Annotated in this window: 17 protein-coding genes; 9 read left to right on the top strand and 8 right to left on the bottom strand. The window is 72.8% G+C overall.

Translation table 11 applies throughout. The features are described from left to right. Both ACWCYO_RS32385 and xylB read right to left on the bottom strand, forming a co-directional pair. The coding region (locus ACWCYO_RS32385; RefSeq protein WP_449786206.1) for an ROK family transcriptional regulator at positions 1 to 873 on the bottom strand (873 nt) is incomplete at its 3' end. A 12-nt stretch (positions 874 to 885) separates the two neighbouring features. Further along, the gene (gene xylB, locus ACWCYO_RS32390) at positions 886 to 2,316 is read right to left on the bottom strand and encodes a xylulokinase (protein ID WP_449786207.1); all 1,431 of its coding nucleotides are present in this window, start codon (positions 2,314 to 2,316) and stop codon (positions 886 to 888) included. A 98-nt stretch (positions 2,317 to 2,414) separates the two neighbouring features. On the opposite strand from xylB, the gene xylA reads away from it, so the two are divergent. Next, entirely contained in the window at positions 2,415 to 3,587 is a 1,173-nt protein-coding gene (xylA, locus tag ACWCYO_RS32395) for a xylose isomerase (RefSeq protein WP_449786208.1), read from the top strand. A gap of 232 nt (positions 3,588 to 3,819) precedes the next feature. Next, positions 3,820 to 4,473: a GOLPH3/VPS74 family protein gene (locus tag ACWCYO_RS32400; protein WP_270140190.1), complete on the top strand. Its 654-nt coding sequence runs from the start codon at positions 3,820 to 3,822 to the stop codon at positions 4,471 to 4,473. 16 nt (positions 4,474 to 4,489) lie between these two features. On the opposite strand, the gene ACWCYO_RS32405 is transcribed toward ACWCYO_RS32400, so the two are convergent. The 6 genes from ACWCYO_RS32405 to ACWCYO_RS32430 all read right to left on the bottom strand — a co-directional run bounded on the left by ACWCYO_RS32405 (position 4,490) and on the right by ACWCYO_RS32430 (position 14,745). Further along, positions 4,490 to 6,502 carry a glycoside hydrolase family 31 protein gene (locus tag ACWCYO_RS32405; RefSeq protein ID WP_449786209.1) on the bottom strand — a complete coding sequence of 671 codons (2,013 nt, stop codon included), beginning with the start codon at positions 6,500 to 6,502 and terminating at the stop codon, positions 4,490 to 4,492. A gap of 2 nt (positions 6,503 to 6,504) precedes the next feature. After that, complete coding sequence (locus ACWCYO_RS32410) at positions 6,505 to 6,867, bottom strand: phosphotransferase (RefSeq protein WP_449786210.1); 363 nt, start codon at positions 6,865 to 6,867, stop codon at positions 6,505 to 6,507. A 116-nt stretch (positions 6,868 to 6,983) separates the two neighbouring features. After that, complete coding sequence (yicI, locus tag ACWCYO_RS32415; RefSeq protein ID WP_449786211.1) at positions 6,984 to 9,266, bottom strand: alpha-xylosidase; 2,283 nt, start codon at positions 9,264 to 9,266, stop codon at positions 6,984 to 6,986. Continuing rightward, positions 9,263 to 10,663 carry a GH1 family beta-glucosidase gene (locus ACWCYO_RS32420; protein ID WP_449786212.1) on the bottom strand — a complete coding sequence of 467 codons (1,401 nt, stop codon included), beginning with the start codon at positions 10,661 to 10,663 and terminating at the stop codon, positions 9,263 to 9,265. Before ACWCYO_RS32420 ends, yicI begins: the two co-directional genes overlap by 4 nt. Before the next feature lie 41 nt (positions 10,664 to 10,704). Further along, the gene (locus ACWCYO_RS32425) at positions 10,705 to 11,688 is read right to left on the bottom strand and encodes an acetylxylan esterase (RefSeq protein WP_449786213.1); all 984 of its coding nucleotides are present in this window, start codon (positions 11,686 to 11,688) and stop codon (positions 10,705 to 10,707) included. Between the two features lie 198 nt (positions 11,689 to 11,886). Then, a complete protein-coding gene (locus ACWCYO_RS32430) occupies positions 11,887 to 14,745 on the bottom strand; it encodes a glycoside hydrolase family 3 C-terminal domain-containing protein (protein WP_449786214.1) in 2,859 nt (952 codons plus the stop codon). A 252-nt stretch (positions 14,746 to 14,997) separates the two neighbouring features. Here ACWCYO_RS32430 and ACWCYO_RS32435 point away from each other — a divergent pair, with 252 nt between their 5' ends. The 7 genes from ACWCYO_RS32435 to ACWCYO_RS32465 all read left to right on the top strand — a co-directional run bounded on the left by ACWCYO_RS32435 (position 14,998) and on the right by ACWCYO_RS32465 (position 25,896). Beyond that, the gene (locus ACWCYO_RS32435) at positions 14,998 to 16,650 is read left to right on the top strand and encodes an ABC transporter substrate-binding protein (RefSeq protein WP_449786215.1); all 1,653 of its coding nucleotides are present in this window, start codon (positions 14,998 to 15,000) and stop codon (positions 16,648 to 16,650) included. Beyond that, positions 16,647 to 17,594: an ABC transporter permease gene (locus tag ACWCYO_RS32440; RefSeq protein ID WP_270140208.1), complete on the top strand. Its 948-nt coding sequence runs from the start codon at positions 16,647 to 16,649 to the stop codon at positions 17,592 to 17,594. The genes ACWCYO_RS32435 and ACWCYO_RS32440 overlap by 4 nt, the downstream gene beginning before the upstream one ends. Further along, a complete protein-coding gene (locus tag ACWCYO_RS32445; protein ID WP_449786216.1) occupies positions 17,591 to 18,565 on the top strand; it encodes a carbohydrate ABC transporter permease in 975 nt (324 codons plus the stop codon). Before ACWCYO_RS32440 ends, ACWCYO_RS32445 begins: the two co-directional genes overlap by 4 nt. Before the next feature lie 116 nt (positions 18,566 to 18,681). After that, entirely contained in the window at positions 18,682 to 19,710 is a 1,029-nt protein-coding gene (locus tag ACWCYO_RS32450) for a LacI family DNA-binding transcriptional regulator (RefSeq protein WP_270140212.1), read from the top strand. Between the two features lie 72 nt (positions 19,711 to 19,782). Further along, the gene (locus tag ACWCYO_RS32455) at positions 19,783 to 21,768 is read left to right on the top strand and encodes a beta-galactosidase (RefSeq protein ID WP_449786217.1); all 1,986 of its coding nucleotides are present in this window, start codon (positions 19,783 to 19,785) and stop codon (positions 21,766 to 21,768) included. Positions 21,769 to 21,808: 40 nt separating this feature from the next. Next, positions 21,809 to 23,950, top strand: a complete 2,142-nt coding sequence (locus ACWCYO_RS32460) for a glycoside hydrolase family 36 protein (protein ID WP_449786218.1) — start codon at positions 21,809 to 21,811, stop codon at positions 23,948 to 23,950. 182 nt (positions 23,951 to 24,132) lie between these two features. Continuing rightward, the gene (locus ACWCYO_RS32465) at positions 24,133 to 25,896 is read left to right on the top strand and encodes a cellulose binding domain-containing protein (protein WP_449786219.1); all 1,764 of its coding nucleotides are present in this window, start codon (positions 24,133 to 24,135) and stop codon (positions 25,894 to 25,896) included. Positions 25,897 to 25,935: the final 39 nt, after the last annotated feature.

The raw sequence follows: 25,935 nt of genomic DNA on the forward strand, positions 1-25,935 counted from the left end.
GTGCTGCGCGAGACCGGCCTCGCGCAGCACGGCCGCCTCGCCCGCGTACTGCTCGAGGCAGCCGCGGGCGCCGCAGGCGCAGCCGGGGCCGTCCGAGTGCACCGGGATGTGGCCGAGTTCGCCGGCGAAGCCGCGGGCGCCCCGGAACAGTCGCCCGTCGATGACCAGGGCGGCACCGATGCCGGCCCCGGCGGAGACGTGCACGAAGGTCTCCACCGGGTTCCCGGCGTTCCAGTACTCGGCCAGCGCACCGAGGTTGGCCTCGTTCTCCGGCTCGGGCACGGTGTCCGGTTCGGGCCAGTGGTCGGTGAGCCGGACGCCGTGCCAGCCGAGGTTGGGCGCGCGCTCGATCAGTCCGCGGGGGCCGTTCGGCACGACGCCGGGCACGGCCAGGACGCGGCCCTCGACGCGCAGCCCGAGGGCGGCGGCCTCGGCCTCCGCCTCGGCGGCCAGCGCGGCGAGTTCCGCCAGGACCTTCCCGGCGGGCCGGTCCGCGTTGGCCTGTTCCACCCGGCGCCACACCCGCGGCTCACCGCGCAGGTCCGCCACGCACGCGCCGAGGTGGGTGACGCCGATCTCCAGGCCGAGGCCCGCCGGGCCCGCACCGCTCACGGTCAGTGCCCGTCCGGGTCGGCCGACCCGTCCGCTGGCGGTGGCCGCCGCCTCGGTCACCGCGCCGCGCCCGATCAGCTCGTCGACCAGCGAGGAGACGGCCGCCCTGGTCAGACCGACGCGCCCGGAGACGTCCGCGCGGGAGAGCGGGCCGTGCGCGGCGACCGCGCCGAGGACTACCGCCAGGTTCTGCCGCCGCATGTCCTGGAGCGACGCGGGCCCGTTCTCCCCGCTGCTGCCCACCTTGCCGACCACCGTCACGCGCCGCTCCTCCTACCGGTCCCCGACCGGGGCACCCTGCAAGGCCCCGGACCGACGCAGGGTATCGCCGATCCGCATCAGCGCGTCCTCGTCCTTCTTCACCGGGTCCAGCACCGGACCGCGGGCCGTCCGCCAGCGCCGTGCCACCGCGTCGGTCGGCTCACCGGTGAGCAGTGCGGTGGCCTGGGCGGCGGCGCCGAGCGCGACCAGTTCCCGCGCGTCGGGCACCTGGACGGCCCGGCCGGAGAGCCGCAGCACGGTCTGCTGCCAGGCCCGCCCGCGGGCGCCGCCGCCGATCAGCAGCAGCGGTTCGTCGCCCGCCGGATCCGCGCCGCCCGCGCGCAGCACGCCGTCCAGCGCGGCGAGCAGGGCGTGGGCGGCGCCGTCGTAGGCGGCCTGGAGCAGCTGCCCCGGGGTGGTGTCGTGGCGCAGCCCGTGGACCAGGCCGGAGGCGTCCGGGAGGTCCGGGGTGCGCTCGCCGTCGAGGTAGGGCAGGACGACGGCGGTGCCGCCTTCCTCGACCTCGTCGCGGCCGCGTCCGAGCAGGGCGGCGAAGCGGTCGACGGCGAGGGTGCAGTTGAGCGTGCAGGCGAGCGGCAGCCAGCCGCCGAGGGCGTCGGCGAAGCCCGCGACGGTGCCGGTCGGGTCGGCGGGCCTGCTGCGGCCGACGGCGTAGACGGTGCCGGAGGTGCCGAGGCTGAGCACGGGCTGCCCGGGGAGCAGGCCGAGCCCGAGGGCGGCGGCCATGTTGTCGCCGGTGCCGGTGGCCACCGGCGTCCCTTCGCGCAGCGGCGTCCCGGGGCGGACGGCACCGGCCCGGGCGCCCGGGGGCAGGACCTCGGGCAGCAGGGCCGGGTCGAGGCCGATGCGGGCGAGGACGTCCTGGTCGTAGCCGTCCGGGCCCCACCAGCCGGTTCCGGAGGCGTCGCCCCGGTCGGTGACCGGCTCACCGGTCAGCCGCTCGGTCAGGAAGTCGTGCGGGAGGCGGACGGCGGCGGCTCGCTCGGCGGCGGCGGGTTCGTGGGCGCGCAGCCAGGCCCACTTGGGGGCGGTGAAGGCGGCGGTGGGGACGCTGCCGGTGCGGCGGGCGAGCTCCGTCGCACCGATCGCGGCCTTCAACTCGGCGGCCTGGGGCGCGGAGCGGACGTCGTTCCAGAGCAGTGCCGGGCGGACCGGCGCCCCGGCCGCGTCCAGGGTGACCAGGCCGTGCTGCTGGCCCGCGATCGAGACGGCGGCCGCGCGGTCCGCCCAGCCCGTCGCCGCCGCGGCCTCGCCGAGCGCCCGCCACCACTGCTCGGGGTCGCTCTCGCGGCCGGCGCCCGTGCTGACGCTGTGCGGGGCACGGCCCCGGCCCAGCACGGTGCCGGTGTCGAGGTCGACGGCGAGGGCCTTGGTGGACTGCGTCGAGCTGTCGAAGCCGATCACGACACGCTGCTCAGCCATGCGTTCCTCCGGTGCGGGGGTTTCCTTCTGACGTTCCGGCATACTAATTTGTTGAGAGTCCTGACAAACACCCCCTGGCACTGATCCGGAGCCGCTCCATGTCCAGCGACACCCTCTCCCCCACCCCGGCGCACAAGTTCACCTTCGGTCTGTGGACCGTCGGCTGGCAGGGGCGCGACCCCTTCGGCGACGCGACCCGCCCCGCCCTCGACCCGGTCGAGACCGTCCAGCGCCTGGCCGAACTCGGCGCCTACGGCGTCACCTTCCACGACGACGACCTGATCCCCTCCGGCGCGGGCGAGGCCACCCGCGAGGAAACCGTCAAGCGCTTCCGCGCCGCCCTGGACGCCGCCGGACTGAAGGTCCCGATGGCGACCACCAACCTCTTCACCCACCCGGTGTTCAAGGACGGCGCCTTCACCGCCAACGACCGCGACGTCCGCCGCTACGCGCTGCGCAAGACCATCCGCAACATCGATCTGGCCGTCGAACTCGGCGCCTCGGTCTACGTCGCCTGGGGCGGGCGCGAGGGCTCCGAGTCCGGCGCGGCCAAGGACGTGCGGACCGCGCTCGACCGGCTCAAGGAGGCCTTCGACCTGCTCGGCGAGTACGTCGAACAGCAGGGCTACGACCTGCGCTTCGCGATCGAGCCCAAGCCCAACGAGCCGCGCGGCGACATCCTGCTGCCCACCGTCGGCCACGCCCTGGCGTTCATCAACGCGTTGGAGCGCCCCGAGCGGGTCGGCCTCAACCCGGAGGTGGGCCACGAGCAGATGGCCGGGCTCAACTTCCCGCACGGCATCGCCCAGGCCCTGTGGCACGACAAGCTGTTCCACATCGACCTCAACGGCCAGTCCGGCATCAAGTACGACCAGGACCTGCGCTTCGGCGCGGGCGACCTGCGGCAGGCCTTCTGGCTGGTCGACCTGCTGGAGTCGGCCGGCTACGACGGCCCCCGGCACTTCGACTTCAAGCCGCCGCGCACCGAGGACTTCGACGGCGTCTGGGCCTCGGCGGCCGGCTGCATGCGCAACTACCTGCTGCTGGCGGAGCGTTCCCGCGCCTTCCGGGCCGATCCGGAGGTCCAGGCGGCGCTCGCCGCCTCCCGCCTGCCCGAACTCGCCCGCCCCACGGCCGAGGACGGCCTGGCCGGGCTGCTGGCGGACCGTTCCGCCTTCGAGGAGTTCGACGTGGACGCCGCCGCCCGGCGCGGCATGGCCTTCGAGCAGCTGGACCAGCTCGCCCTCGAACACCTCCTCGGCGCCCGCTGACCGGGACCGGTGCCCCCGCCGGGTCACCCGGGACCGCTCGGGCACCCCGGTGGAGTGCGTCCACTCGCTCTACCGGGGCGACCGGTTCAGCTTCACCGCGCACCCGACCGTGGGGACGTAGCCGGCACCGCTCGGAGGTCCGACCCTCCGCTCGCGCGTGCTCCGGCAGGTGGAGGACGGGTCGTCCCGCAGGTCGATGGCGGACTGGCCGGCGCGCCGTATCGTCGGTGCCATGAGCCGAGGACTCCATCTGGACGCCTACCTGCTGGCCTTCGACACCCGGGCGCAGTCCCTGCAGGACCGCACCCGGGCCGGCTTCCTGGTGCGCGCCGCCGCCCTGGCCGAGCTCGCCCACCGGGGCGCCGTCGCCGCGGACGGGGCGGGACGGGTGCGGATCGTCTCCGCCGCCGCCACCGGGGACCCGGTCCTGGACGCGCTGCTCGCGGAGGTGGGCGAGCCGCCCCGCTCCTGGAAGGCGTGGATCAGGCGCAGCCGCGACGACACCCTGGAGGCCGTCGAGGAGCGGCTCGCGGTGCTCGGCGTGGTGACCGTGGCCGACCGCGACCCCTACGGCCCGGTCGCGCCGCAGCGGACGGTGGCGGTGGACGATCCGCGCGAGGCCCTGGACCTCCAGGTGCGGGTGGCCGAGGTCGTCCGCGGCGGCGCACCGGTCGCCGCGGTGCCGTTCACCGACGCGGTCCTCGCGGCGCTGGCCGCCCACGGGCACCTGCGGCTGGTGCTCTCGGGGCACGACCGCAGGGCCCACGGCAGGCGGATCGCCGCGCTCACCGGTCGGCTCGCCGACGAGGCCCCGGGCCTGGCCCGGGCGGTGAGCGGGCTGAACCTGACCATGGTCGCCGCCCAGGGCGGGATGGGCGGGGGCTGACCGGCCCCGGCCGGCGTCAGACGAGGCTGCCCGCGACCTCGGCCCCTTCGCGGACGAAGACGGGGATGCGTTCCAGCGGGGCCTCGGCATCCAGCGTCGTACCGCCCTCCAGGGCGCGGCCGCCGACCGGGTCGAGCCAGCGGGTGCCGGCCGGCAGGTAGACCCGGCGGGAGCGGGCGCCGGCCTCGTGGACGGGGGCCACCAGCAGATCGGGGCCGAGCAGGAACTGGTCGTCCACGTCCCAGGCGCGTTCGTCCTCCGGGAAGTCGAAGAACAGCGGGCGCATCGGCGGGGCGCCGGTGCGGTGGGCGTCCTCGGACAGCCGCCGCAGGTACGGTCGCAGGCGCTCGCGCAGCAGCAGGTGGTCGCGGAGGATGCCGTACGCCTGCTCCCCGTACGACCAGACCTCGTTGGGCCCGCCGGTCACGTCCGTGGCGAAGGCGGGGTAGTTGGGCTCGCGGTCCCCGTGCAGCCGCATGACGGGGCTGAAGGTGCCGTACTGGAACCACCGGATCAGCAGTTCGCGGTACGCGGGGTCGTCCGGGTCGCCGCCGAGGAAGCCGCCGATGTCGGTGTTCCACCAGGGGATGCCGCTCATCGCGACGTTCAGCCCGGCCCTGATCTGGCGTCCGAGGGAGTCGAAGGTGGTGGGGATGTCACCGGACCACAGCAGGGCCCCGTGCCGCTGGCTGCCCGCCCACGCGGAGCGGACCAGCGACAGCGGCCGGTCCTCGCCCGCCGCGCGCAGGCCGTCGGCCACCCCTCGGGCGTGCTCCAGCGGGTAGAGGTTCGCGGCCTCGGCGGCGGGCCCGGCCGCGTAGACGGCGCGCTCGGCGATGCCCGGGGGCAGGTCGGGCTCGCAGGCGTCCAGCCAGAAGCAGGCCACGCCCAGCGAACGGTAGTTGTCGTCCAACCGCCGCCACAGCGCGGCGCGGGCTCCGGGGTGGGTGGCGTCGTAGTAGGCCATCGGGCGGATCAGCGCCTCACCGCCGTACCGGGACGGCCACGGGAAGGTGAGCAGGCCGCCACCCGCGTCCCGTACCAGGTGTCCGGCCGAGCGCAGCCCGTCGTACGCGTCACTGCCGGGCTCGACGGTGGGCCACACCGAGACGGCGAGCTTCACTCCGAGGTCCGACAACTCCTTGACCATGGCGGCGGGATCGGGCCACTCGCTCTCCTCGAAGCGCCAGTCGCCCATCCTCGGCCAGTGGAAGAAGTCGCAGACGATGACGGACAGCGGCAGTCCACGTTCCTTGTACTGCCGTGCCACCGCCAGGAGTTCGGCTTGGGTGCGGTAGCGCAGCCTCGACTGCCAGAAGCCGGAGGCCCATTCGGGGAGCAGGGGCGGGCGTCCGGTGGCCCGGGTGTAGGAGTCCAGGATCTGGGCCGGGGTGTCGCCGGCGGTGATCCAGTAGTCGATGCGCCCGCCGCAGTCGGCGGTCCACCGGGTGGTGTCGGCGCCCAGTTCGACGCGGCCCGTGGCGGGGTTGTTCCACAGCAGCCCGTAGCCCCGCGAGGAGTGCAGGAAGGGGACGGCCGAGACGGTGTTGGCCTGGACGAGGTCGATCACACAGCCCTTCTGGTCCAGGCGCCCGTGCAGGTGCTGCCCCAGGCCGTGCAGCCGTTCACCGTCGTAGGCGTCGAAGGACTGTTCCGTCCGGCCGCCCGGCGCGTGGACGCGGGAGCCGGCGTGGTGGGCGTGCGGGCTGCACTCGGCGAGGAGTTCGCGGCCCGACACGGCGTGGCGGAACCTCAGCCGACCGTCCGCCGCGGCCTCGACGGCGATGCGGCCGTTGACCAGGCGGGCGCGACCGTCGTCCGAGACGGACGGTTGGGCGTGCGGGCAGGGCGAGGGGTTCTCCAGCGCGCCGGGGGCGGCGGGGTCGAGGGTCCCGGACGAGGCGCGCACCCGGACGGCGTCCGGTCCCCAGGGCTCGATGCGGAGGATCTCCGCGGCGGTGTGCCGTTCCAGACCGCCCGCGCGGATGCTGTAGGACAAGGGTGACTCCTCTGCTCTTCTGGTTGTCATAGCTATCCCAGCGCCCGGAGCCGGGCGATGGCGTCGGCGAGCATCCGGCGGCAGAACGCGAGGTGGTCCTCGCCGTAGCCGCGCGGGGCGCACTCCACGACCAGCAGCAGGCCCAGGTAGAGCTGGTAGAGGGCCACTCGGTGGCGGAGGGCGGGGCCGGGGTCGAGGCTGCCGCCGGCTCCGGCGCAGCCGGTGAGGAGCGGGCTGTCCGGGCCGGTGTCACCGCCGAAGGCCAGGGAGACCAGCTCGGCGGCCGGATCGCCCCAGAACGCCCGCTCGTGGTCGATGAGGCCGGTGATCCGGGCCTGTTCGGCGCCACCCGGCCGGATGAAGACGTTGCCCGGCCAGGGGTCGAAGTGGACCAACCGGGGCTCGGTGACCTCGTCGAGGGCGTACCCGCCCCGGGTGCCAAGCGGAAGGGGGCGGGACCCCGCACGTCCATGCGGTGACGCGCGGGGCCCCCGCGTTCGGGGGCACGGACTCAGGCCGGGTAGTGCAGTTCGGCCTCGGGGGTGCCGGCCGGGCTGATGTGCAGGGCGCCGTCCGGGCCGCCGATCCGCAGCTGCCAGGGGTGCGGGCTGTCGGTGGTGACCCGGAGCCGGTCGCCGGTGCGGCGCAGCTGGAAGCGGGCGGTCTCGCCGGGGCCGTCGGCGCGCGGGATGACGACGGTGCGCTCGGCGCCGTCGGCGAAGGCGTGGACGCGCAGTTCGACGCCCTCCGCCCAGGCGGAGACCGGGCGCTGGTCGTCCGCGCCGAGCGGGATGACGGAGTCGGGGCGGGCGAGCAGCGGCAGGGTGTGGAAGCCGTGTTGTTCGCGCACCCAGCGCGGGCCGGTGACCTGGTCGCCGGTCAGGAAGTTGGTCCAGGTGCCCTCGGGCACGTAGTACTCGACCGTTCCGTCCTCGGTGAAGACCGGGGCGACGAGCAGGTCGTCGCCGAGCAGGTACTGCCGGTCGAGCGCGGCGGCGGCCGGGTCGTCCGGGAACTCCAGCACCATCGCGCGCATCACCGGGAGTCCGGTGGCGTGCGCCTGCTGGGCCGCGCGCTGGAGGTAGGGCGCCAGACGGTGCTTGAGCAGGGTGAACTCGCGGGTGACCTCGACGGCCTCCTCGCCGAAGTCCCACGGCACCCGGTAGGACTTGCTGCCGTGCAGCCGGCTGTGCGAGGAGAGCAGGCCGAACTGGGTCCAGCGCTTGAAGACGGCGGGGGTCGGGGTGCCCTCGAAGCCGCCGATGTCGTGGCTCCAGAAGCCGAAGCCGGACAGCCCGAGGGACAGGCCCCCGCGCAGCGACTCCGCCATGGCGTTGAAGTGCGACTCGCAGTCGCCGCCCCAGTGCACCGGGAACTGCTGGCCGCCCACGGTGGCGGAGCGGGCGAACAGCAGCGCCTCCCCCTCGCCGCGCACCTCGCGGAGCAGCTCGAACACCGTGTTGTTGTAGAGGTGGGTGTAGTAGTTGTGCATCCGTTCCGGGTCGGAGCCGTCGTGCCAGACCACGTCGGTGGGGATGCGCTCGCCGAAGTCGGTCTTGAAGCAGTCGACGCCGATGTCCAGCAGGGTGCGCAGCTTGCCGGTGTACCAGTCGCGGGCGGCGGGGTTGGTGAAGTCCACCAGGGCCATGCCCGGCTGCCACAGGTCCCACTGCCAGACGCTGCCGTCCGGGCGGCGCACCAGGAAGCCCTCGCGCAGTCCCTCGGCGAACAGCTCCGACTTCTGCGCGATGTACGGGTTGATCCAGGCCGAGATGCGCAGGCCCTGCTCCTTGAGCCGGGCCAGCATGCCGGCCGGGTCCGGGAAGGTGTCCGGGTCCCAGACGAAGTCGCACCACTGGTACTCGCGCATCCAGAAGCAGTCCAGGTGGAAGACGCTGAGCGGGATGCCGCGCTCGGCCATGCCGCCGACGAAGCGGTTGACGGTGGCCTCGTCGTAGTCGGTGGTGAAGGAGGTGGTGAGCCACAGGCCGAGCGCCCAGGCCGGTGGCAGCGCGGGGCGGCCGGTGAGGGCGGTGTAGCGCTCCAGGATCCGCTTGGGGGTGGGGCCGTGGACGACGAAGTACTCCAGCGACTGGTCCTCGACGCTGAACTGCACCTGGCCGACGGCTTCGGAGCCGATCTCGTAGCTGACCTTGCCGGGGTGGTTGACGAAGACGCCGTAGCCCCGGTTGGTCAGGTGGAAGGGGACGTTCTTGTACGCCTGTTCGCTGCTGGTGCCGCCGTCCGCCTGCCAGATGTCCACCACCTGGCCGTTGCGGACGAACGGGGTGAACCGCTCCCCCAGGCCGTAGACCAGTTCGCCGACGCCGAGGGCGAGCTGTCCGAGCATGTGGTGGCGGCCGTCGGCGTCGGTGACGAAGCCGGTGCCTCGCTCGCCCACCGTGGTGAGCACCCGGCCGCCGGCGGTGAACTCCAGCTGCCAGGGCTTGGACGTGTCCACCCGCAGTGTCAGTTCGCCGGAGCTCAGTTCCACCACGTCGCCGTCCCGGCGCACCTTTCCGTTGCCCTGTTCGGCGCCGGGTAGGGCGAACTCCGGCCCGCGCCGCACCGAGCCGGCGTGATGGGTGGCGCGCACCCCGATCACGCCCTCGGCCGGGGACCAGCACTCGACGGTCAGCAGTGGACTGTTGAGCGTGTCACCACGGCCGCGCACGTGTCTGACGGGCGCGTAGAGGGTCATCCGGTCCTCGCCGGTTCGGACGTCGGCGACCTCGGTGGCGTAGCGCGCGGTGACGCCCGGGCGCATCAGCCAGTAGCCGTCGGTGAACTTCATCGGGCACGTTCCTCCGTCCGCGCGCGGTGCGCGGTGATCAGGCCCCGGTACCAGTGGTAGCTGTCCTTGGGGATTCGGGTCAGGGTGTCGTAGTCGACGCGGACCAGGCCGAAGCGCTGCTCGTAGCCGCGGGCCCACTCGAAGTTGTCCAGCAGGGACCAGACGTAGTAGCCGCGCACGTCGACGCCGGCCGCGATGGCGTCGGCGACGGCGGCGAGGTGGCTCGCCAGGTAGTCGATCCGTTCCTCGTCGTGCACCTGGCCGTCGGGGGTGACGCTGTCGGCCTCGGCGGAGCCGTTCTCGGTGATCCAGACCGGCGGGAGCTGCGGGTAGCGGGCGTCGAGGTCGCAGAGCAGTTCGGTGAACGCGGACGGGACGACGGGCCAGCCCATGGTGGTGAGCCGGGTCCCGTACGGGTTGGGCTCGGCGACGCCGATGTCCATGGCGGTGCGCAGTCCGGGGTCGTCCGCGCGGTGCGGGGCCGCCTCGACGGTGGCCGGCCGGTAGAAGTTGATGCCGACGAAGTCCAGTGGCACACCGATGAGTTGGAGGTCCCCCGGTCGGCGCCAGGGGCCGTCGGCCAGGCCCTCCCAGGTCTCGGCCTCGTGCTCGGGGTAGCGCCCGGCGAACAGCGGCTCGGTCCAGACCTCGTTGTGCAGCACCTCGGCCCGGCGCAGGGCGGCGAGGTCCTCGGGCCGGTCGGAGGCGGCGTGCAGGCGGTCGAGGTTGAGCGTGATGCCGACCTCGCGGGCGCCGGCGACGCGCAGCTCCCGTACGGCCAGGCCGTGACCGACCAGCAGGTGGTGGGCGGCCGCCAGCGCCCCGCGGCCCTCCCGGGCGCCGGGCGCGTGCCGGCCCTCGGCGTAGCCGACGAAGGCGGAGCAGAACGGCTCGTTGAGGGTGATCCAGCGCTCGACCCGGTCCCCGTAGCGGTCGGCGGCGACGTTCGCGTACTCGGCGAAGGCCTCGGCGGTCTCCCGCACCCGCCAGCCGCCACGGTCCTCCAGGGTCTGGGGCAGGTCCCAGTGGTAGAGGGTGGCGGCGGGCGCGAGGCCGGCGGCCAGCAGTTCGTCGATCAGCCGGTCGTAGAAGTCCAGGCCCTTCGGGTTGACCGGGCCGGTGCCCTGCGGCAACAGGCGCGGCCAGGAGATCGAGAAGCGGTAGCCGTCGACGCCGAGCTCGCGCAGCAGGGCGATGTCCTCGGGGTAGCGGTGGTAGTGGTCGCAGGCGGTGTCGCCGGTGGCGCCGCCGAGGGTGCGGCCAGGGGTGCGGCTGAAGGTGTCCCAGATGGACGGGCCGCGGCCGTCCTCGTCGTGGGCGCCCTCGATCTGGTAGGCGGCGGTGGCGGCGCCGAAGTGGAAGCCGGGGGGCAGTCCCGGGAATGTTAACGTGCCCATTCGGTGCATCTCCCTGGTCTCTCGGTGATCGGGCACGGAGGTCACAGCTCCGGTGCCAGCCCGCGCTCGCGCAGCCAGGACAGCTGGACGGGCGGGTTGGAGCCGCAGCCGCCGGCGTGGTCGGCGAAGGGCCACACCGTCATGGTGCGGTCCTCCCCCGCGTAGTGGTTGAAGGCGGCGTAGACCGTGCGGGGCGGGCAGACCGGGTCCATCAGGCCGACGCTGAACAGGGCGGGCGCGGTGGCCCGCTGGGCGAAGTTGACGCCGTCGAAGTAGTCGAGGGTGGCGAAGGCCGGCTGCACGCGGTGCCGGCTGTGCCAGCGCAGGTAGTTGACGAGCTCCTGGTACGGCCCGTCCAGGGAGATCCGCGCGGCCTCGCGGTAGTGGCACAGGAACGGGACGTCGGGCATCACCGCGGCCACCCGGTCCCCGGTGAGCCCGGCGACGGCGAGCGCCAGGCCGCCGCCCTGGCTGCCGCCGGCCACGACGATCCGGTCGGCGTCCAGACCGGGCAGCTCCGCGACGGCGTCCACGGCGCGCACGCAGTCGGTCATCAGCCGCCGGTAGTAGTAGCTCTCCGGAGAGTCGATGCCGCGGGTCATGAAGCCTCCGACCCACTGGGTGCCGTCGCCCGCGGTCCGGTCCGGGGTGTCGTGGCCCTGTCCCCGGCTGTCCACGACGAGCTGGGCGTAGCCGGCGGCGGACCAGAGCAGGTGCTCGGTGGGCAGCCCGCGGCCGCCGGAGTAGCCGATGTAGGTGACGACGACCGGCAGCGGGCCGGCCGCGCCGCGCGGGCGCAGCAGCCAGGCGGCCACCGGCTCGCCGTTCCAGCCGGGGAACCGTACGTCGTCGACCTCGACGGTGCGCAGTCCGTACTGCGCGGTGACGCGTTCGGCCTTGACCGCCCCGCCGTGCGTGCGGGCCTCGGTGAGGGTGCGCTGCCAGAACTCGTCGAAGTCCTGCGGGATGGTCGACTCGGGCCGGTAGTCGCCGAGTTCGTCGACTCCGAAGTCGGTGAACGGCACGGGGGCCTCCTCTGGGTGTTGCGAGTTCGAGGTCAGGTGGTGGGGGGTGAGCAGTGACATGCGGGCCGCCTCCGGACGGCGGGTGACTGCGGGGTCGCAACGGTTGCGGCGTGCGGGATCGCCCGGCCGGGGAGCCGGGCGGGAATGGGTGGCGGTCCGCCCCCCATGAGCGGACCGCCGGTCTGTGGGGCGGAGGCCTCAGCCGCCCGCGCCGAAGCGGAAGGCCGAGAGCCGGAAGTCGCCGTGCAGGGTCAGGCTCAGGTCGTGCACGCCGTGGAGCGGGGCGGCGAGCTCGGCGGTGGTGCTGGTCCAGGCGTAGCGGTCGCCGGTCACGCGCACGTCGATCTCGGCCAGAAGCCGGCCGCCCACCCGGACTTCGAGCCGCGCCCCGCCCGTGCCGGCGCCCTCGCGGGCGGTCTCGACCTCGATCGTCGCGGCCCCGGAGAGGTCGACCTCGCGGAAGAGGAGCGTCGCGGGCTGCGCGGGATCGGTGGCCGTGACGGCGTCACCGGTGGAGCGGGTGGCGTCGGCGATGGTGATGTCCTCGTAGTCGTCGAAGTCGACGGCCAGGATCCGGTGTCCGGCGCCCGCTCGGGGCGCGGCGGGTGCCCCGGTCACGGTCAGCGGCGCGGTGAGGACGGGGTGGTCGGCGTTGCGGGCGACGATCACCTGGTAGCCGCCGGGGTCGACGGCGAAGTCGCCGGTGGCGACGGACCAGTGGGCGAGCTGGTCGGCGGACAGCCGGAAGGCCAGTTCACGGCTCTCCCCCGGCTCCAGCCGGACCTTGCGGAAGTCGGCCAGGCGCAACCGGGGTGCCTGGTAGCGGGCCTCCAGGGCGCGGACGTAGACCTGGACCACCTCGCTGCCGGACCGTGCTCCGCCGTTCTCCAGGGTCACGGTGACCTCGACCGAGCCGTCCTGGGCGATCGACGGCTGCGACAGGCGCAGGTCGCGGTAGGCGAAGTCGGTGTAGGACAGGCCGTGGCCGAAGGAGTAGAGCGGCGCGGACCGGTGGTACTGGTAGGTCCAGCCGGCCTTGATGATGTCGTAGTCGAGCGGGGCGGGCAGCGGGTCGTCGCCCCGGTACCAGGTCTGCGGCAGGCGGCCGGCGGGCTCGGCCTCGCCGAGCAGCACGGCGGCCAGCGCGTGTCCTGTCTCCTGCCCGCCGTGGGAGGTCCACACCACGGCGGGCAGGTGTTCGTCGGCCCAGTCGAGGGCGTACGGGTAGCTGCTCATCACGACCAGCGCGGTGTCCGGGCGGACGGCCGCGACGGCGCGCAGCAGTTCCTCCTGCCCCTCGGGCAGGTCGATGTCGGCGCGGTCCTCGGTCTCGCGGCCGTTGATCAACGGGTGGTTGCCGAGGACGACCACGGCGACGTCGGCCGTCGCGGCGGCCTCCCGGGCCTCGGCGGCGCCGTCGCGCACCAGCTCGCGCTGCCAGTGCTCGGCGTCCTCCGCGGTCTCGGCGGTGACGGCCACCCGGCCGTCGCTCGGGTCCACGGCGGCGTAGCGTCCGGTGAACACGGAGCGCAGCAGCACGGTGTCCGGGCCGGCCGGTTCGAGCCGGAAGGTCTCCTTGACGAACCAGCTCTTGATCACGTCCCGGTCGGCGGCCAGGGTGTCGTCGTCCTGGAGGCCGAGGTAGCGGCCGGTGTCGGCGTCGCGCAGGGTGGAGGCGCCGCCGCCCCAGTCGGTCACGTCGAAGGCGGACTTGCCGAGCAGTTCGCCGGTGGTGCGCGAGCGCAGGGTGATCCGGTCGGAGCCCTCCACCTGGACGATCTCGCCGCCGTGGGCTTCGAGGGCCGCGGCCAGGCCGGCGGCGATGGTCACCTGGTACGGCAGGGTGCCGCTGTACCAGTCCTCGAAGAGGCTGTCGGCGAGCGGGCCGATGACGGCGATCCGGCGCGCGCGGGCCGGGTCGAGCGGCAGCAGGCCGTCGTTCTTGAGCAGCACGGTCGACTCGGCCGCGGCCTTGCGGGCCAGGGCGCGGTGCTCGGGGCTGTCGACCACCTCGGGGCCGATGCCCGCGTACGGGTCCAGCTCGGGGTCGAACTCGCCGAGGCGGAAGCGCACTTCGAGCTGGCGGCGGACGGCGCGGTCCACGTCGGCCTCATCGATCAGGCCGCGTTCCAGCGCCTCGCGCAGTCGGCCGACCGGGGTGTCGCTGTCCTCGCCGTGGTCGGTGAAGTTGTCGATGCCGGCCTTGAGCGCGGCCGCGTGGGACTCGGCGTGGTCGTCGAAGTAGTGCTCCGGGTCGACCAGGTTGGAGGGGGCTTCGGCGTCGCTGACCACGAACAGCTCGTGGCCGGTCGGCCGGGCCCAGCGGCGCAGCTCCGCCTCGATCAGCGGACTCACGTGGCAGGGGCGGCCGTTGACCAGGTTGTAGGCCGCCATCGCGCCGGTCGCGGCGCCGGAGGCGACGACGGGGCGGAAGGCGGCCAGGTCGTACTCCTGGAGGACGCGCGGGCGCAGTCCGGAGGAGGTGGTGCAGCGGTCGTCCTCGTTGTTGTAGGCGAGGAAGTGCTTGAGCACGGGGGCGGTGCGCAGGTAGGTCGGGTGGTCGCCGGTGAGGCCGTTGCAGAACGCCTCGCCGACCCGCGCGGTGTGCACCGGGTCCTCGGAGTAGCCCTCCTCGTTGCGCCCCCAGCGCGGGTCGCGCAGCAGGTTGAGCACGGGGGCCCAGGCCTGGAGGGAGTTGGGTCCGCGCTCCTCGGCGGTGCCGACCGCCGGCGGGCGGTGGTGGTGGAAGGCCCGCAGCTCGGTCGAGACGGCCTCGGCGACGTTGCGCACCAGGTCCTCGTCCCAGCTGGCGCCGAGGCCGACGGCCTGCGGGAAGACCGTGGCCACACCGAGCCAGGAGACGCCGTGCAGGCCCTCGCTGCCGGTGCGGAAGGGGCCGACACCGAGGCGCGGGACGGCCGGCGCGTACTGGTGCAGCATCGCGACCCGCTCGTCGAGCGTGAGCCGGTGGAGCAGGTCGTCGACACGCTTGCGCAGGGGAAGCGTGGGATTGCGGAAGTCGGGCAGGCCGGCTACGGACGCGGGCACGGAACTCACGTGGAATACCCCTCGGGCGGGCTGGGCTCGGCGACGATGGATCGAAGCGCTTCGACGCTGGCACGCTCCGGAGAAAGTGTCAACTCCCCATGACACAAACCATTTTGGATTTGTTCAGACTATTGCTCAACCCGAAACGCGTCGTTAGTCTCGCCGAAACATCCAAGCGCTTCGACGCTTCGGTGCTTCGACTGTGCTTCGACGGAGAGGGGCCACGCCACCATGAGATCCGGGATGAACCGCAGGAGCTTTTTGAGTACCGCCGCCACGGTCGCGGGAGCCGCCGCGATGGCACCCCTGCTGTCCGCCTGCGGCGGCGGCTCGAGCAAGAAGGCCGCTGCGAACACCAAGGAAGGCCTGAAGGCGGCCCTGCCCGCCTACGTGCCGAACGCCAACGCGGTCAAGCCGGACATAGCCCCCGTGCAGGGCGGATCCGATGCCGCGACCGACGCGGGCTACCTCTCCTACCCGGCCTCCCCGCCCGCCAGCGTCTCCGGCGTTCCGGGCAAGGGCGGCAGCTACACGGCGGTCACCCCGCTGTGGGGCACCGCCCCGCCGGTCGGCAACTCCTTCTACCAGGCGATGAACAAGGCGCTCGGGGTCGAGCTGACCATGAAGCCCGCGGACGGGATCAACTACAGCACCATCATCCCGACGATGACCGCCGCCCAGAAGCTGCCGGACTGGATCAACCTGCCGTCCTGGCTGAACGCCAACTTCAACACCGGCGGGCTGGTCGGCACCCAGCTCGCGGACCTGACCCCCTACCTGTCCGGTGACAACGTCAAGAAGTACCCCAACCTGGCCTCCCTCCCCACCGGCGCCTGGCAGACGGGGGTCTGGGGCGACAAGCTCTACGGGATCCCCTGCTTCTCCACCAGCTTCGGCATCCCCGGTGCCACCTTCTACCGTCGGGACGTCCTCGAAGCCCGGGGCATCACCGCCGACCAGGTGAAGTCCGCCGACGACCTGATGAACATCGGCAAGGAACTGACCGACGCCAAGCGGGGCGTGTGGGCCTTCGACGACGTGTGGACGTATCTCCAGACCGCCTGGAACGTCCCCATGAACTGGCGGATCGACAACGGCAAGCTGGTCCACCCGTTCGAGACCCAGGAGTTCCTGGAGGCCCTCGACTGGCACTACCGGCTGGCCACCTCGGGCTACATGCACCCGGACGCGCTCGCCGGTGACGTCGCCAACGGGGCCACCCGCTTCTACAGCGGAAAGTCGCTCATCGGAGGCGGTGGACTGGGCGCCTGGAACCTGGGCGACCACCAGTCCGGCGTCGCCGCGGACCCGAACTACCGGCGCGGCGCGTTCAACGCCATCACCGCCGACGGCAAGGGCACGCCGGTGATCTACATGGGCGCCGCCGCCAGCATGATCAGCTACCTCAACGCCAATCTGAAGCCGGCGCAGATCGAGGAACTGCTCGCCGTCGCGAACTACCTCGCCGCCCCCTACGGCACGGCCGAATACACCCTGGTCAACTACGGCGTCGAGGGCGTCCACCACACCCGGGTGAACGGCGTGCCGACCTTCACCGACGAGGGCAAGAAGGACGTCCAGGCGACGACCTTCCCGTTCCTGGCCGCTCCCGGCTCCGTGATCAGCAACCCGGGCGGCGAGCAGGTCACCAAGGACTACACGTCCTGGTCCGCCGCCAACGTCGAGTACCTCACCAAGCCGCCCTTCTGGGGCATGAACTTCACCATGCCGCAGGCGCTCGCCACCGCCGCGGCCGCGCCGAGCGTCAACGACACCCTCAAGGACTGCTACCACGGCAAGAAGAAGGTCTCCGACGTGCAGGACGCCATCGCGAGCTGGCGGTCCGGGCCCGGGGAGCGGCTCAAGCAGTGGATGACCGACAACGTCCTCGACAAGTACGGCGCCGGCCAGTGAGCACCGCGGCACCGAAGCGCCCGGCCGGCCCCGCGCGGCTCGGCTGGCGGATCAGACTGCGACGCGACAAGTCGCTCCTGCTGATGACGGTGCCCGCCGTCGTCCTGCTCCTGGTGTTCAACTACGTCCCGCTGTTCGGCATCGTCACCGCCTTCCAGGAGTACGACCCGCTGGTCGGGGTCTGGCACAGCGAATGGGTCGGCTTCGACCAGTTCCAGCAGTTGTTCGGCGACCCGGCGTTCTGGGCCGCGCTGAAGAACACGCTGTACCTGAGCTTCGTCCAGCTCATCCTGTTCTTCCCGGTCCCGATCGCCCTGGCCCTGCTGCTCAACTCGGTGGTGAGCGAGCGGATCCGCAACTTCTTCCAGTCCGTCGTCTACCTGCCGCACTTCTTCTCGTGGGTGCTGGCGATCACGATCTTCCAGCAGATGCTGGGCGGCGCCGGCGTGCTCAACCAGTTCCTGCGCCAACACGACATCGGCACCTGGGACATCATGACCAACCCGCACACCTTCGCGCTGCTGGTCACCTCCCAGGCGGTCTGGAAGGAGGCGGGCTGGGGGATCATCGTCTTCCTGGCCGCGCTGAGCGCGATCAACAGCGAGCTGTACGAGGCCGCGGCGGCGGACGGCGCGGGGCGGTTGCGGCGGATGTGGCACATCACGCTGCCGGGCCTGCGCGGGGTGATCGTGCTGATGCTGGTCCTGCGGCTCGGCAACGCGCTGTCCGTCGGCTTCGAGCAGTTCCTGATCCAGCGGGACGCCGTCGGCCACGAGGCCGCGGACGTCCTGGACACCTTCTCCTTCTACTACGGCATCTCCACCGGCGGCTACAGCTACGGCGCGGCGGCCGGGCTCTTCAAGAGCGTGGTCTCCCTCCTGCTCATCTGGGGTGCCAACCGGCTGGCGCACGCCTTCGGCGAGGACGGGTTGTACCGCAGATGACCAACGCACTCACCGTGGGATCGCGGCGCGAGAAGCGCCGCACGGCGGCAGCGGCCGCCCGGCGCCGGGCCCGGTCCGCCCGCCCGCCGTGGGAGGAGCCGCCCACCGCCGTCGGCCAGGCCGCCAAGGGGCTCACGCTCGGCGGGACGCTCGCCGTCATCCTCGTCCCGCTCTGGATCATCGTCCTGACCAGCTTCTCCACCCCCGGCGCCATCAACCGGGCCGGCGGCCTGGTGCTCTGGCCGGACGGCCTGACCACCGAGACGTACCGCCAGATGCTCAGTGACCCGACGGTCGTCACCGCGCTGGGAGTGAGCCTGGGCATCACCCTGGTCGGCACCGCGCTGTCCATGGCCGTATCCATCCTGTGCGCCTACGGCCTCTCCCGGCCGCGCTCCCTCGGGCACCGCTTCGTCCTGCTGCTGCTGATCGTCACGATGTTCATCAGCGGCGGCCTCATCCCGAGTTTCCTGGTCGTCACCGGCCTCGGCGGCTACGACCAGTACTGGGCCCTGATCCTGCCGAGCGCGGTCTCCGTCTTCAACATCCTGGTGCTGCGCGCCTTCTACCAGGAGACCTCCGCCGAACTGATCGACGCGGCCCGGATGGACGGCGCCGGGGACTGGCGGATCCTGTGGTCCGTCGTCCTGCCCACCTCACGCGCCGTCACCGTCGTCACCGCGCTGTTCTACGCCGTCGGGTACTGGAACTCCTTCTTCAACGTCATGCTCTACATGCCGACGGACAGTCAGAAGTGGCCGTTGCAGTACGTGCTGCTCACCTACGTCAACCGCGCCAACGGCCTGCCCGGTTCGGTCAACTCGGGCTTCGGGGAGACCCACGCGCAGACCGCACCCCTGTCGCTGCAGATGGCGGTCGTGGTCCTCACCCTGGTACCACTGGTGATCGTGTACCCGTTCGTGCAGAAGCACCTGCGCACCGGTGTCCTCACCGGCGCGATCAAGGGCTGAGCCGTCCGTGCCGGGGCCCGACGGGTCCCACGGACCGGGAGCGGTCCCGCCGCGGGCCTCCCCCTCGCACGACCGGGACCTCTCCCCACCGGAACCGACACGAAGGAAGCAGAACGATGGTGACACTCGCCGATGTGGCCAGGCACGCCGGCGTCTCGTCCAGCACGGTCAGCTACGCCCTCAGCGGCAAGCGCCCGATCTCCGACGAGACCAGGACCCGCATCGAGCAGGCCATCACGGACCTCGGCTACCACCCCAACGCGGGCGCCCGGGCCCTGGCCGGCAAGCGCTCGCACATCATCGCCCTGGTGGTGCCGCTCCACCCCGAGGTGCACGTCCCCACCATGATGGAGATCGCCATCGCCGTCACCGTGGCGGCCCGCGAGCACGGCTACGACGTCCTGCTGCTCACCAACGACGAAGGACCCGACGGCGTCCGCCGGGTCGCCGCCACCGGACTCGCCGACGGCGTGATCCTGATGGACGTCCGGCTGGACGACGACCGCATCCCGGTCCTGCGCGCCGAGGAGATCCCCGCCGCACTCATCGGCCTGCCCGACGACCCCTCCGGCCTCTCCTGCGTCGACCACGACTTCGCCACCGCCGGCGCCCTGTGCGCCGATCACCTGGCCGACCTCGGCCACCGCGACGTGGCCTTCATCGGCTACAGCAGCCGCGTCTACCGACGGCACGCCGGCTACGCCGAGCGCACCCTGAACGGCTTCCGCGCCCGCGCCGAGCGGCGGGAGCTGCGGTTCCTCCACCGGCCCTGCGAGGGCACCTACGAGAGCACCGCCGGCACCCTCGCCCGCATCCTGGCGGACCGCCCGGACACCACCGGCTTCGTCGTCCAGAACGAGGCCGCGATCGGTCCCCTGCTCAGCCTGCTGCGCGCCAGCGGGCGGACCGTGCCGGAGGACGCCTCCGTCATCGCCATCTGCCCCGACCCGATGGCCGAGCAGCACTCCCCCCGGCTCACCTCCGTGACCAGCCCCAGGAAGGACCTCGGGCAGGTCGCCGTCGAGCAGGTCATGGCGAGGATCGCCGCGACCGCCGCGGGCGACGAGCCGGCGGACCGACTCCTCCTGATGCCACCGGAACTGGTGGTCCGGGAGAGCACCGCCCCGGCCCCGCAGCGCAGTTGACCCCACTCCCGGAACTCCCGAAACTCCCCGAACTCCCCGAACTCCCGGAACTCCCAGAAGGACGGTTCCCAGATGGACATCCGCCGGCTCACGGACCGCCTCGGCGGCCTCGCCTACGGCGGGGACTACAACCCCGAGCAGTGGGACGCCCAGGTGTGGAAGGAGGACGACGAACTGATGCGCCGGGCGCGGGTCAACCTCGCCACCGTCGGCGTCTTCTCCTGGGCCCTGATGGAGCCCGAGGAGGGCCGGTACGACTTCGAGTGGCTCGACGCCCACCTCGACCGCCTCCACGCGGCCGGCGTCGCCGTCGACCTGGCCACACCCACCGCCTCCCCACCGCCCTGGTTCACCCTGGCCCACCCGGACGCCCTGCCCGTCCGCCCCGACGGCACCCGCCTGACCCACGGCAGCCGGGACACCTACTGCCTCACCGCCCCCGCGTACCGCCGGGCCGCCCGCCGGATCGCCGCCGCCCTCGCCGAACGCTACGGCGACCACCCGGCGCTCGCCCTGTGGCACGTCCACAACGAGTACGTCACCCTCTGCTGGTGCGACCACACCGCCGCCGCCTTCCGGGTCTGGCTGCGTGCCCGCCACGGCTCCCTCGACGCCCTCAACGAAGCCTGGGGGACGGCCTTCTGGAGCCAGCACTACACCTCGTGGGAGCAGATCCTCCCGCCCCGTACCAGCCAGTGGCACCACAATCCCGGCCAGACGCTGGACTTCAGCCGCTTCTGGTCCGACGAGACCCTCGCCGCCTACCGCGAGCAGCGTGACGCGATCCGCGCCCACAGCGACCGCCCGGTGACCACCAACCTCATGCTGCCCGGCTACCAGACCCTCGACCTGTGGGCCTTCGGCCGGGAGGTCGACCTGGTCTCCGTCAACCACTACCCCGGCGCACCCGGCGTCGACGCCGCCGCCCACGCCGCCTTCGACGCCGACCGGGCCCGCTCGATCGCCGGCGGCGCCCCCTGGCTGCTGATGGAACAGGGCACCAACACCGTCTACGCCGGCGGCCGCGTCCTCGCCAAGGAACCGGGGGACATCCTGCGCCACTCGCTCGCCCACATCGCCCGCGGCTCGGAGGGCGCCCTGTTCTTCCAGTGGCGCCAGTCCCGGGCCGGCGCCGAGCAGTGGCACTCGGCGATGGTCCCGCACGCCGGGCCGGACAGCCGCATCTTCCGCGAGGTCACGGCGGCCGGCGAGGCCGTCGCGCGGCTCGGCGAACTCGCCGGCTCCACCGTCCGGGCCGAAGTCGCCGTCCTGCACGACTCCGACGCCTGGTGGGCGATGCGGGCCGACGGCCTCCCGTCGTCCGAGCTCGACTACTTCGCCGCGCTGCGCCGCGCCCACCGGGCGCTCTGGGACGCGTGCCGGACCGTCGACTTCGCCCACCCCGAGCAGGACCTGGGCCGCTACCGGCTGGTCATCGCCCCGGCCCTGTTCCTCCTCACCGACGCCGGCGCCGAGCACCTGCGCCGCTACGTCGCGGACGGCGGCACCCTGCTCGTCCAGCACTTCTGCGGCGTCGTCGACGAGCGCCTCCACTCCCGACTCGGCGGGTACCCGGCCGCACCCCTGCGCGAGGCGCTCGGGATCCGGGTCGAGGAGTACCGCCCGCTGCGGCAGGACGACGCGATCACGCTCTCCGACGGCTCGACGGCCACGTCCTGGAGCGAGTCCCTGCGCACCGAGGGCGCCGAGGCTCTCGCCGCCTACACCGGCGGCATGCTCGACGGCAGCCCGGCGCTCACCCGCCACGCCTTCGGCTCCGGCCACGGCTGGTACCTCTCCACCCGCCTCGACGACGCGGGCTACGCCGCCCTGGTCGACCGGCTGCTCGCGGAGGCCGGCGTCGGCCCCGAACTGCCCGGCCTGCCACCCGGCGTCGAGGCGGTGACCCGGCACGCCCCGGACGGCCGCGGCTGGCACCTGCTGCTCAACCACCGCCCCGAGGCCGTACCGCTGCCGCGGCCGGGCCACGACCTGCTCACCGACGCGACGCTCAGCGAGCTGGCGCCCGGCGGCTGCGCGGTCCTGCGCATGTTGTGAACGCTCACACGTCTCCCCCTCCCGACCGAGGAAGGCCACCATGAGCGACCCGCACGAGACGATCCGCTGGGGCCACGGCGCCCTGGAACTGGAAATCGCCCTGGGCGAGCACGGCACTCCCCGCCTGGTCCGCATCGGCGCACCCGGTGAGAAGACCACCACGCCACGCCCCGGCGCACCGCTGCCGCTGGTGGAGGTGACCACCGCCGGCCTCGGTCGCCACTGGTCGGGCCGGCACCTCGTCAACTCCGTCCTCGGCGCCCGCCTGCGCCATCGCTCCCACCGCGCGTCCCGGGACGGCGACTGGCACGTGCTCACCGTCGAACTCCACGAGCCGGGGACCGGTCTGACCGCCGAGGCGGTCTATCGGTCCCCGGACGGCCTGCCGGTGCTGCGCAGCGAGGTGCTGCTGCGCAACGACGGACCGCGGACGCTGCACCTGGAGTCGGTCGGCTCGCTCGTGGCGGGCTGCCTCACCCGGGGCGACCCGGCGACCCTGGACACCGCCGACGTGCTGTGGGCGGAGAACGAGTGGTTCGCCGAATGCCGCTGGCAGCGCCAGCCGCTGCGGGTGTCCTCGCCCGAGCGGAGCGGCCGCTTCCACACCACCGCCGGCCGCAGCACCCGCGTCGTGGCCGGGCAGGGCGTGTGGTCCAGCTGCGGACACCTGCCGATGGGCGGCCTGACGGACCGCGAGTCCGGCCGCACCTGGCTGTGGCAGATCGAGCACAACGGAGGCGGCTGGCGCTGGGAGTGCGGTGTGCGCGATGACACCGCGTACGCGGCGCTGTACGGCCCCGAGGACGCCGACCACGGCTGGCGCCACCCGCTGGAGCCGGGCGCCGAGTTCCGCACCGTGCCCGTGGCGCTCGCGCTGGCCGCGGACGGCGGCCCCGACGGTGCCTTCGCCGTCCTCACCCGGTACCGTCGCGCCACCCGCCGGCCGCACCCGGACCACCGCCGGCTGCCGGTCATCTTCAACGACTACATGAACTGCCTGATGGGCGACCCGACCACGGCCAAGCTGCTGCCGCTGGTCGACGCCGCCGCCGAGGCCGGCGCGGAGTACTTCGTCATCGACGCCGGCTGGTACGACGACGGCGACAACTGGTGGAGCTCCGTCGGCGCCTGGGAACCGTCGGCCTCCCGCTTCCCCGGGCCGACGGGGATCCACGAGGTCCTGGACCGCGTCCGGGAACGGGGCATGGTCCCCGGCCTGTGGCTGGAGCCGGAGGCGGTCGGGGTGAACAGCCCGGTGGCCGGGTCCCTTCCGGAGGAGGCGTTCTTCCGCCGGGACGGCCGGCGGGTGGAGGAGGGCGGCGGCCGGTACCACCTCGACCTGCGCCACCCGGCCGCCCGCGCCCACCTGGACCGGGTGGTGGACCGCCTGGTCGGTGAGTGGGGCGTCGGCTACCTCAAGCTCGACCACAACACCGACCCGGGCTCCGGCACCAGCAGCCATCCGGGAGAGGCTCCGGCGGCCGGTCTGCTCGGCCACAACCGGGCCCAACTCGCCTGGTTGGAGGGCATCCTGGAGCGGCATCCGGACCTGGTGATCGAGAACTGCGCGTCCGGCGGCATGCGGATGGACCACGCCCTGCTCTCCCGGCTCCAGCTGCAGTCCACCAGCGACCAGCAGGACCTGCTGCGCTACGCACCGATCGCGGCGGCAGCCCCCACCGTCGTCACGCCCGAGCAGGGCGCCGTCTGGGCCTACCCGCTGCCGGAGGACACCCCCGACGAAGTGGCCCTCACCATGGCCAACGCGCTCCTCGGGCGCATCCACCTCTCCGGGCGGATCACCGAACTGTCCCCGGAATCGAGGGACCTGGTCCACGAGGCGATAGCCGTCCACAAATCGATCCGCGCCGACCTGCCGCAGGCGCTGCCCGCCTGGCCGCTCGGACTCCCGGGCTGGGAGGACCCGTGGATCGCCCTGGCACTGCACACCCCGACCACCACCTACGTGACCGCCTGGCGCCGCTCCGGCGAGGAGGCCGTCAGGGATCTCGACATACCCCACCTGGCCGGTGCCGACGTCCGCGTCGAGGTGCTCTACCCGTCGTCCAGCCCGACCACCGCGGTCTGGCACCCGGCCACCGCCGAACTCGCCCTGACCCTGCCGACGGTCCCGTCCGCCGTCCTGGTACGCCTCACGAAAAAGACACCCGAAGGGAGTTGACGATGCGTCCGGCTACCGCGCGCGCTCCACCGCGCCGGCCCGCGCCGCTCCACATCCGTACGGAACACGCTTCGCGTCCGGGCCCGATCCACTGCAGCCGCAACCGGGCCCTTGCCGTCCAGAACGCGGGAGTTCGTTTCCCCCACCCGAACACCACGCACCCCACCCCCTGGAGGGACGCAATGAGATGGTCAGCCCGTTCGTGTCATGATCGCGTCATCGCCGCGGCGGCGGCCCTGGCGCTCGCGGCCACCGGCGCAATCGCCGCCGTCGCGCCGCCCGCAACCGCCGCGAGCTCCGTGTCGGTGTCGGTCGACGCCGCCCTGCAGCTCGCCACCGTCCCCGCCACCGGCGTCGGCGTGAACATCCCGGTCTACGACGCCAACATGAACGCCGCCGCCACCCCCGGCCTGCTCAGCACGGCCGGCATCAACACCGTCCGCTACCCCGGCGGCAGCCACTCCGACGTCTACCACTGGCAGACCGGCACCGCCGAGGGCGGTGCGTACGTCGCCCCCAACACCGGCTTCGACGCCTTCATGGGCACCGTACGCGCCGCCGGAGCGCAGCCGATCATCACCGCCAACTACGGCTCGGGCACCCCCCAGGAGGCCGCCGCCTGGGTCCAGTACGCCAACGTCACCAAGGGCTACGGCGTCAAGTACTGGGAGATCGGCAACGAGGTCTACGGCAACGGCGAGTACAACGCCACCTGGGAGTACGACACCCACAGCAGCAAGAGCGCCACGACCTACGCCGACAACGTGCTCCAGTACATCTCGGCGATGAAGGCGGCCGACCCGAGCGTCAAGATCGGCGCCGTGCTGACCACCCCCGGCTACTGGCCGGACGGCATCGTCGGCCCGGGCGACACCATGGACTGGAATCACACCGTCCTGTCGATCGCCGGCTCGAAGATCGACTTCGCCATCGTGCACGCCTACCCCACCAGCACCAGCCCGGCCGACCTGCTCACCAAGCCGCAGGCCCAGAACGCCAACATCACCGGCGCCGTGCGCTCGCTGATCAACCAGTACGCCGGATCCAACGCCCCCAACGTCGGCATCGCGGTGACCGAGGCGAACGCCCAGGCCTACCTGGACACCTCCCCCAACGGACTGTTCGCGCCGGACGACTACCTCACCTGGTTGGAGAACGGCGCGTTCAACGTCGACTGGTGGGACCTGCGCAACGGCACCGACTGCACCAAGGTGACCACCGTCGAGGGCGCCACCGACTACAACGACGGCGGCATGGTCTCCAGCGGCTCACCCTGCGAGCCGGCCGTCAACACGCCCTTCCCCGCCTACTACGGCATCCAGATGATCAGCAGGCTGGGCGCGCCCGGCGACACGGTCGTCAAGGCCGCCAGCTCGTCCTCGCTGCTCACCGCGCACGCCGTCCGCCGCGCCAACGGCGACGTGGACGTCATGCTGATCAACAAGGACCCGAACAACGACGCCACGGTGAACCTCTCCTACACCGGGTTCACCCCGTCCTCCGCCACCCCGACCGTCCACTCCTACCTCAAGAACGCCCACGGGATCGGCACGACCCAGTCCGGCAGCCCGACCACCCAGACCGTGCCCGCCTACGGCATCACGGTCGTCCAGATGCACCCGACCAGCGCGCCCTGCCGGGTCGTCTACAACAAGAACGAGTGGTCCGGCGTCATGGTCGGCAACGTCACCGTCGTCAACAACAGCCTCGGCCAGGTCAACGGCTGGTCCCTCGGCTTCAACTTCCCCGGTGACAACGTCATCACCAACAGCTGGAACGCCTCGGTGTCGCAGAGCGGCCCCAGCGTCAACGCCGCGAACGTGTCCTACAACCCCACCGTCCCGCAGGGCGGGAGCGTCCAGTGGGGCTTCCGGGCCACCTGGTCCAGCAGTGACGCCAATCCCTCCGCCTTCTGGTTCAACGGCGCCTCCTGCGCGATCGGCTGAACCCGCTGAGCCGGTGGTGCCCCGGGCTCCCCAGGGCCC

This window comes from Kitasatospora sp. NPDC001683, from assembly GCF_053596495.1.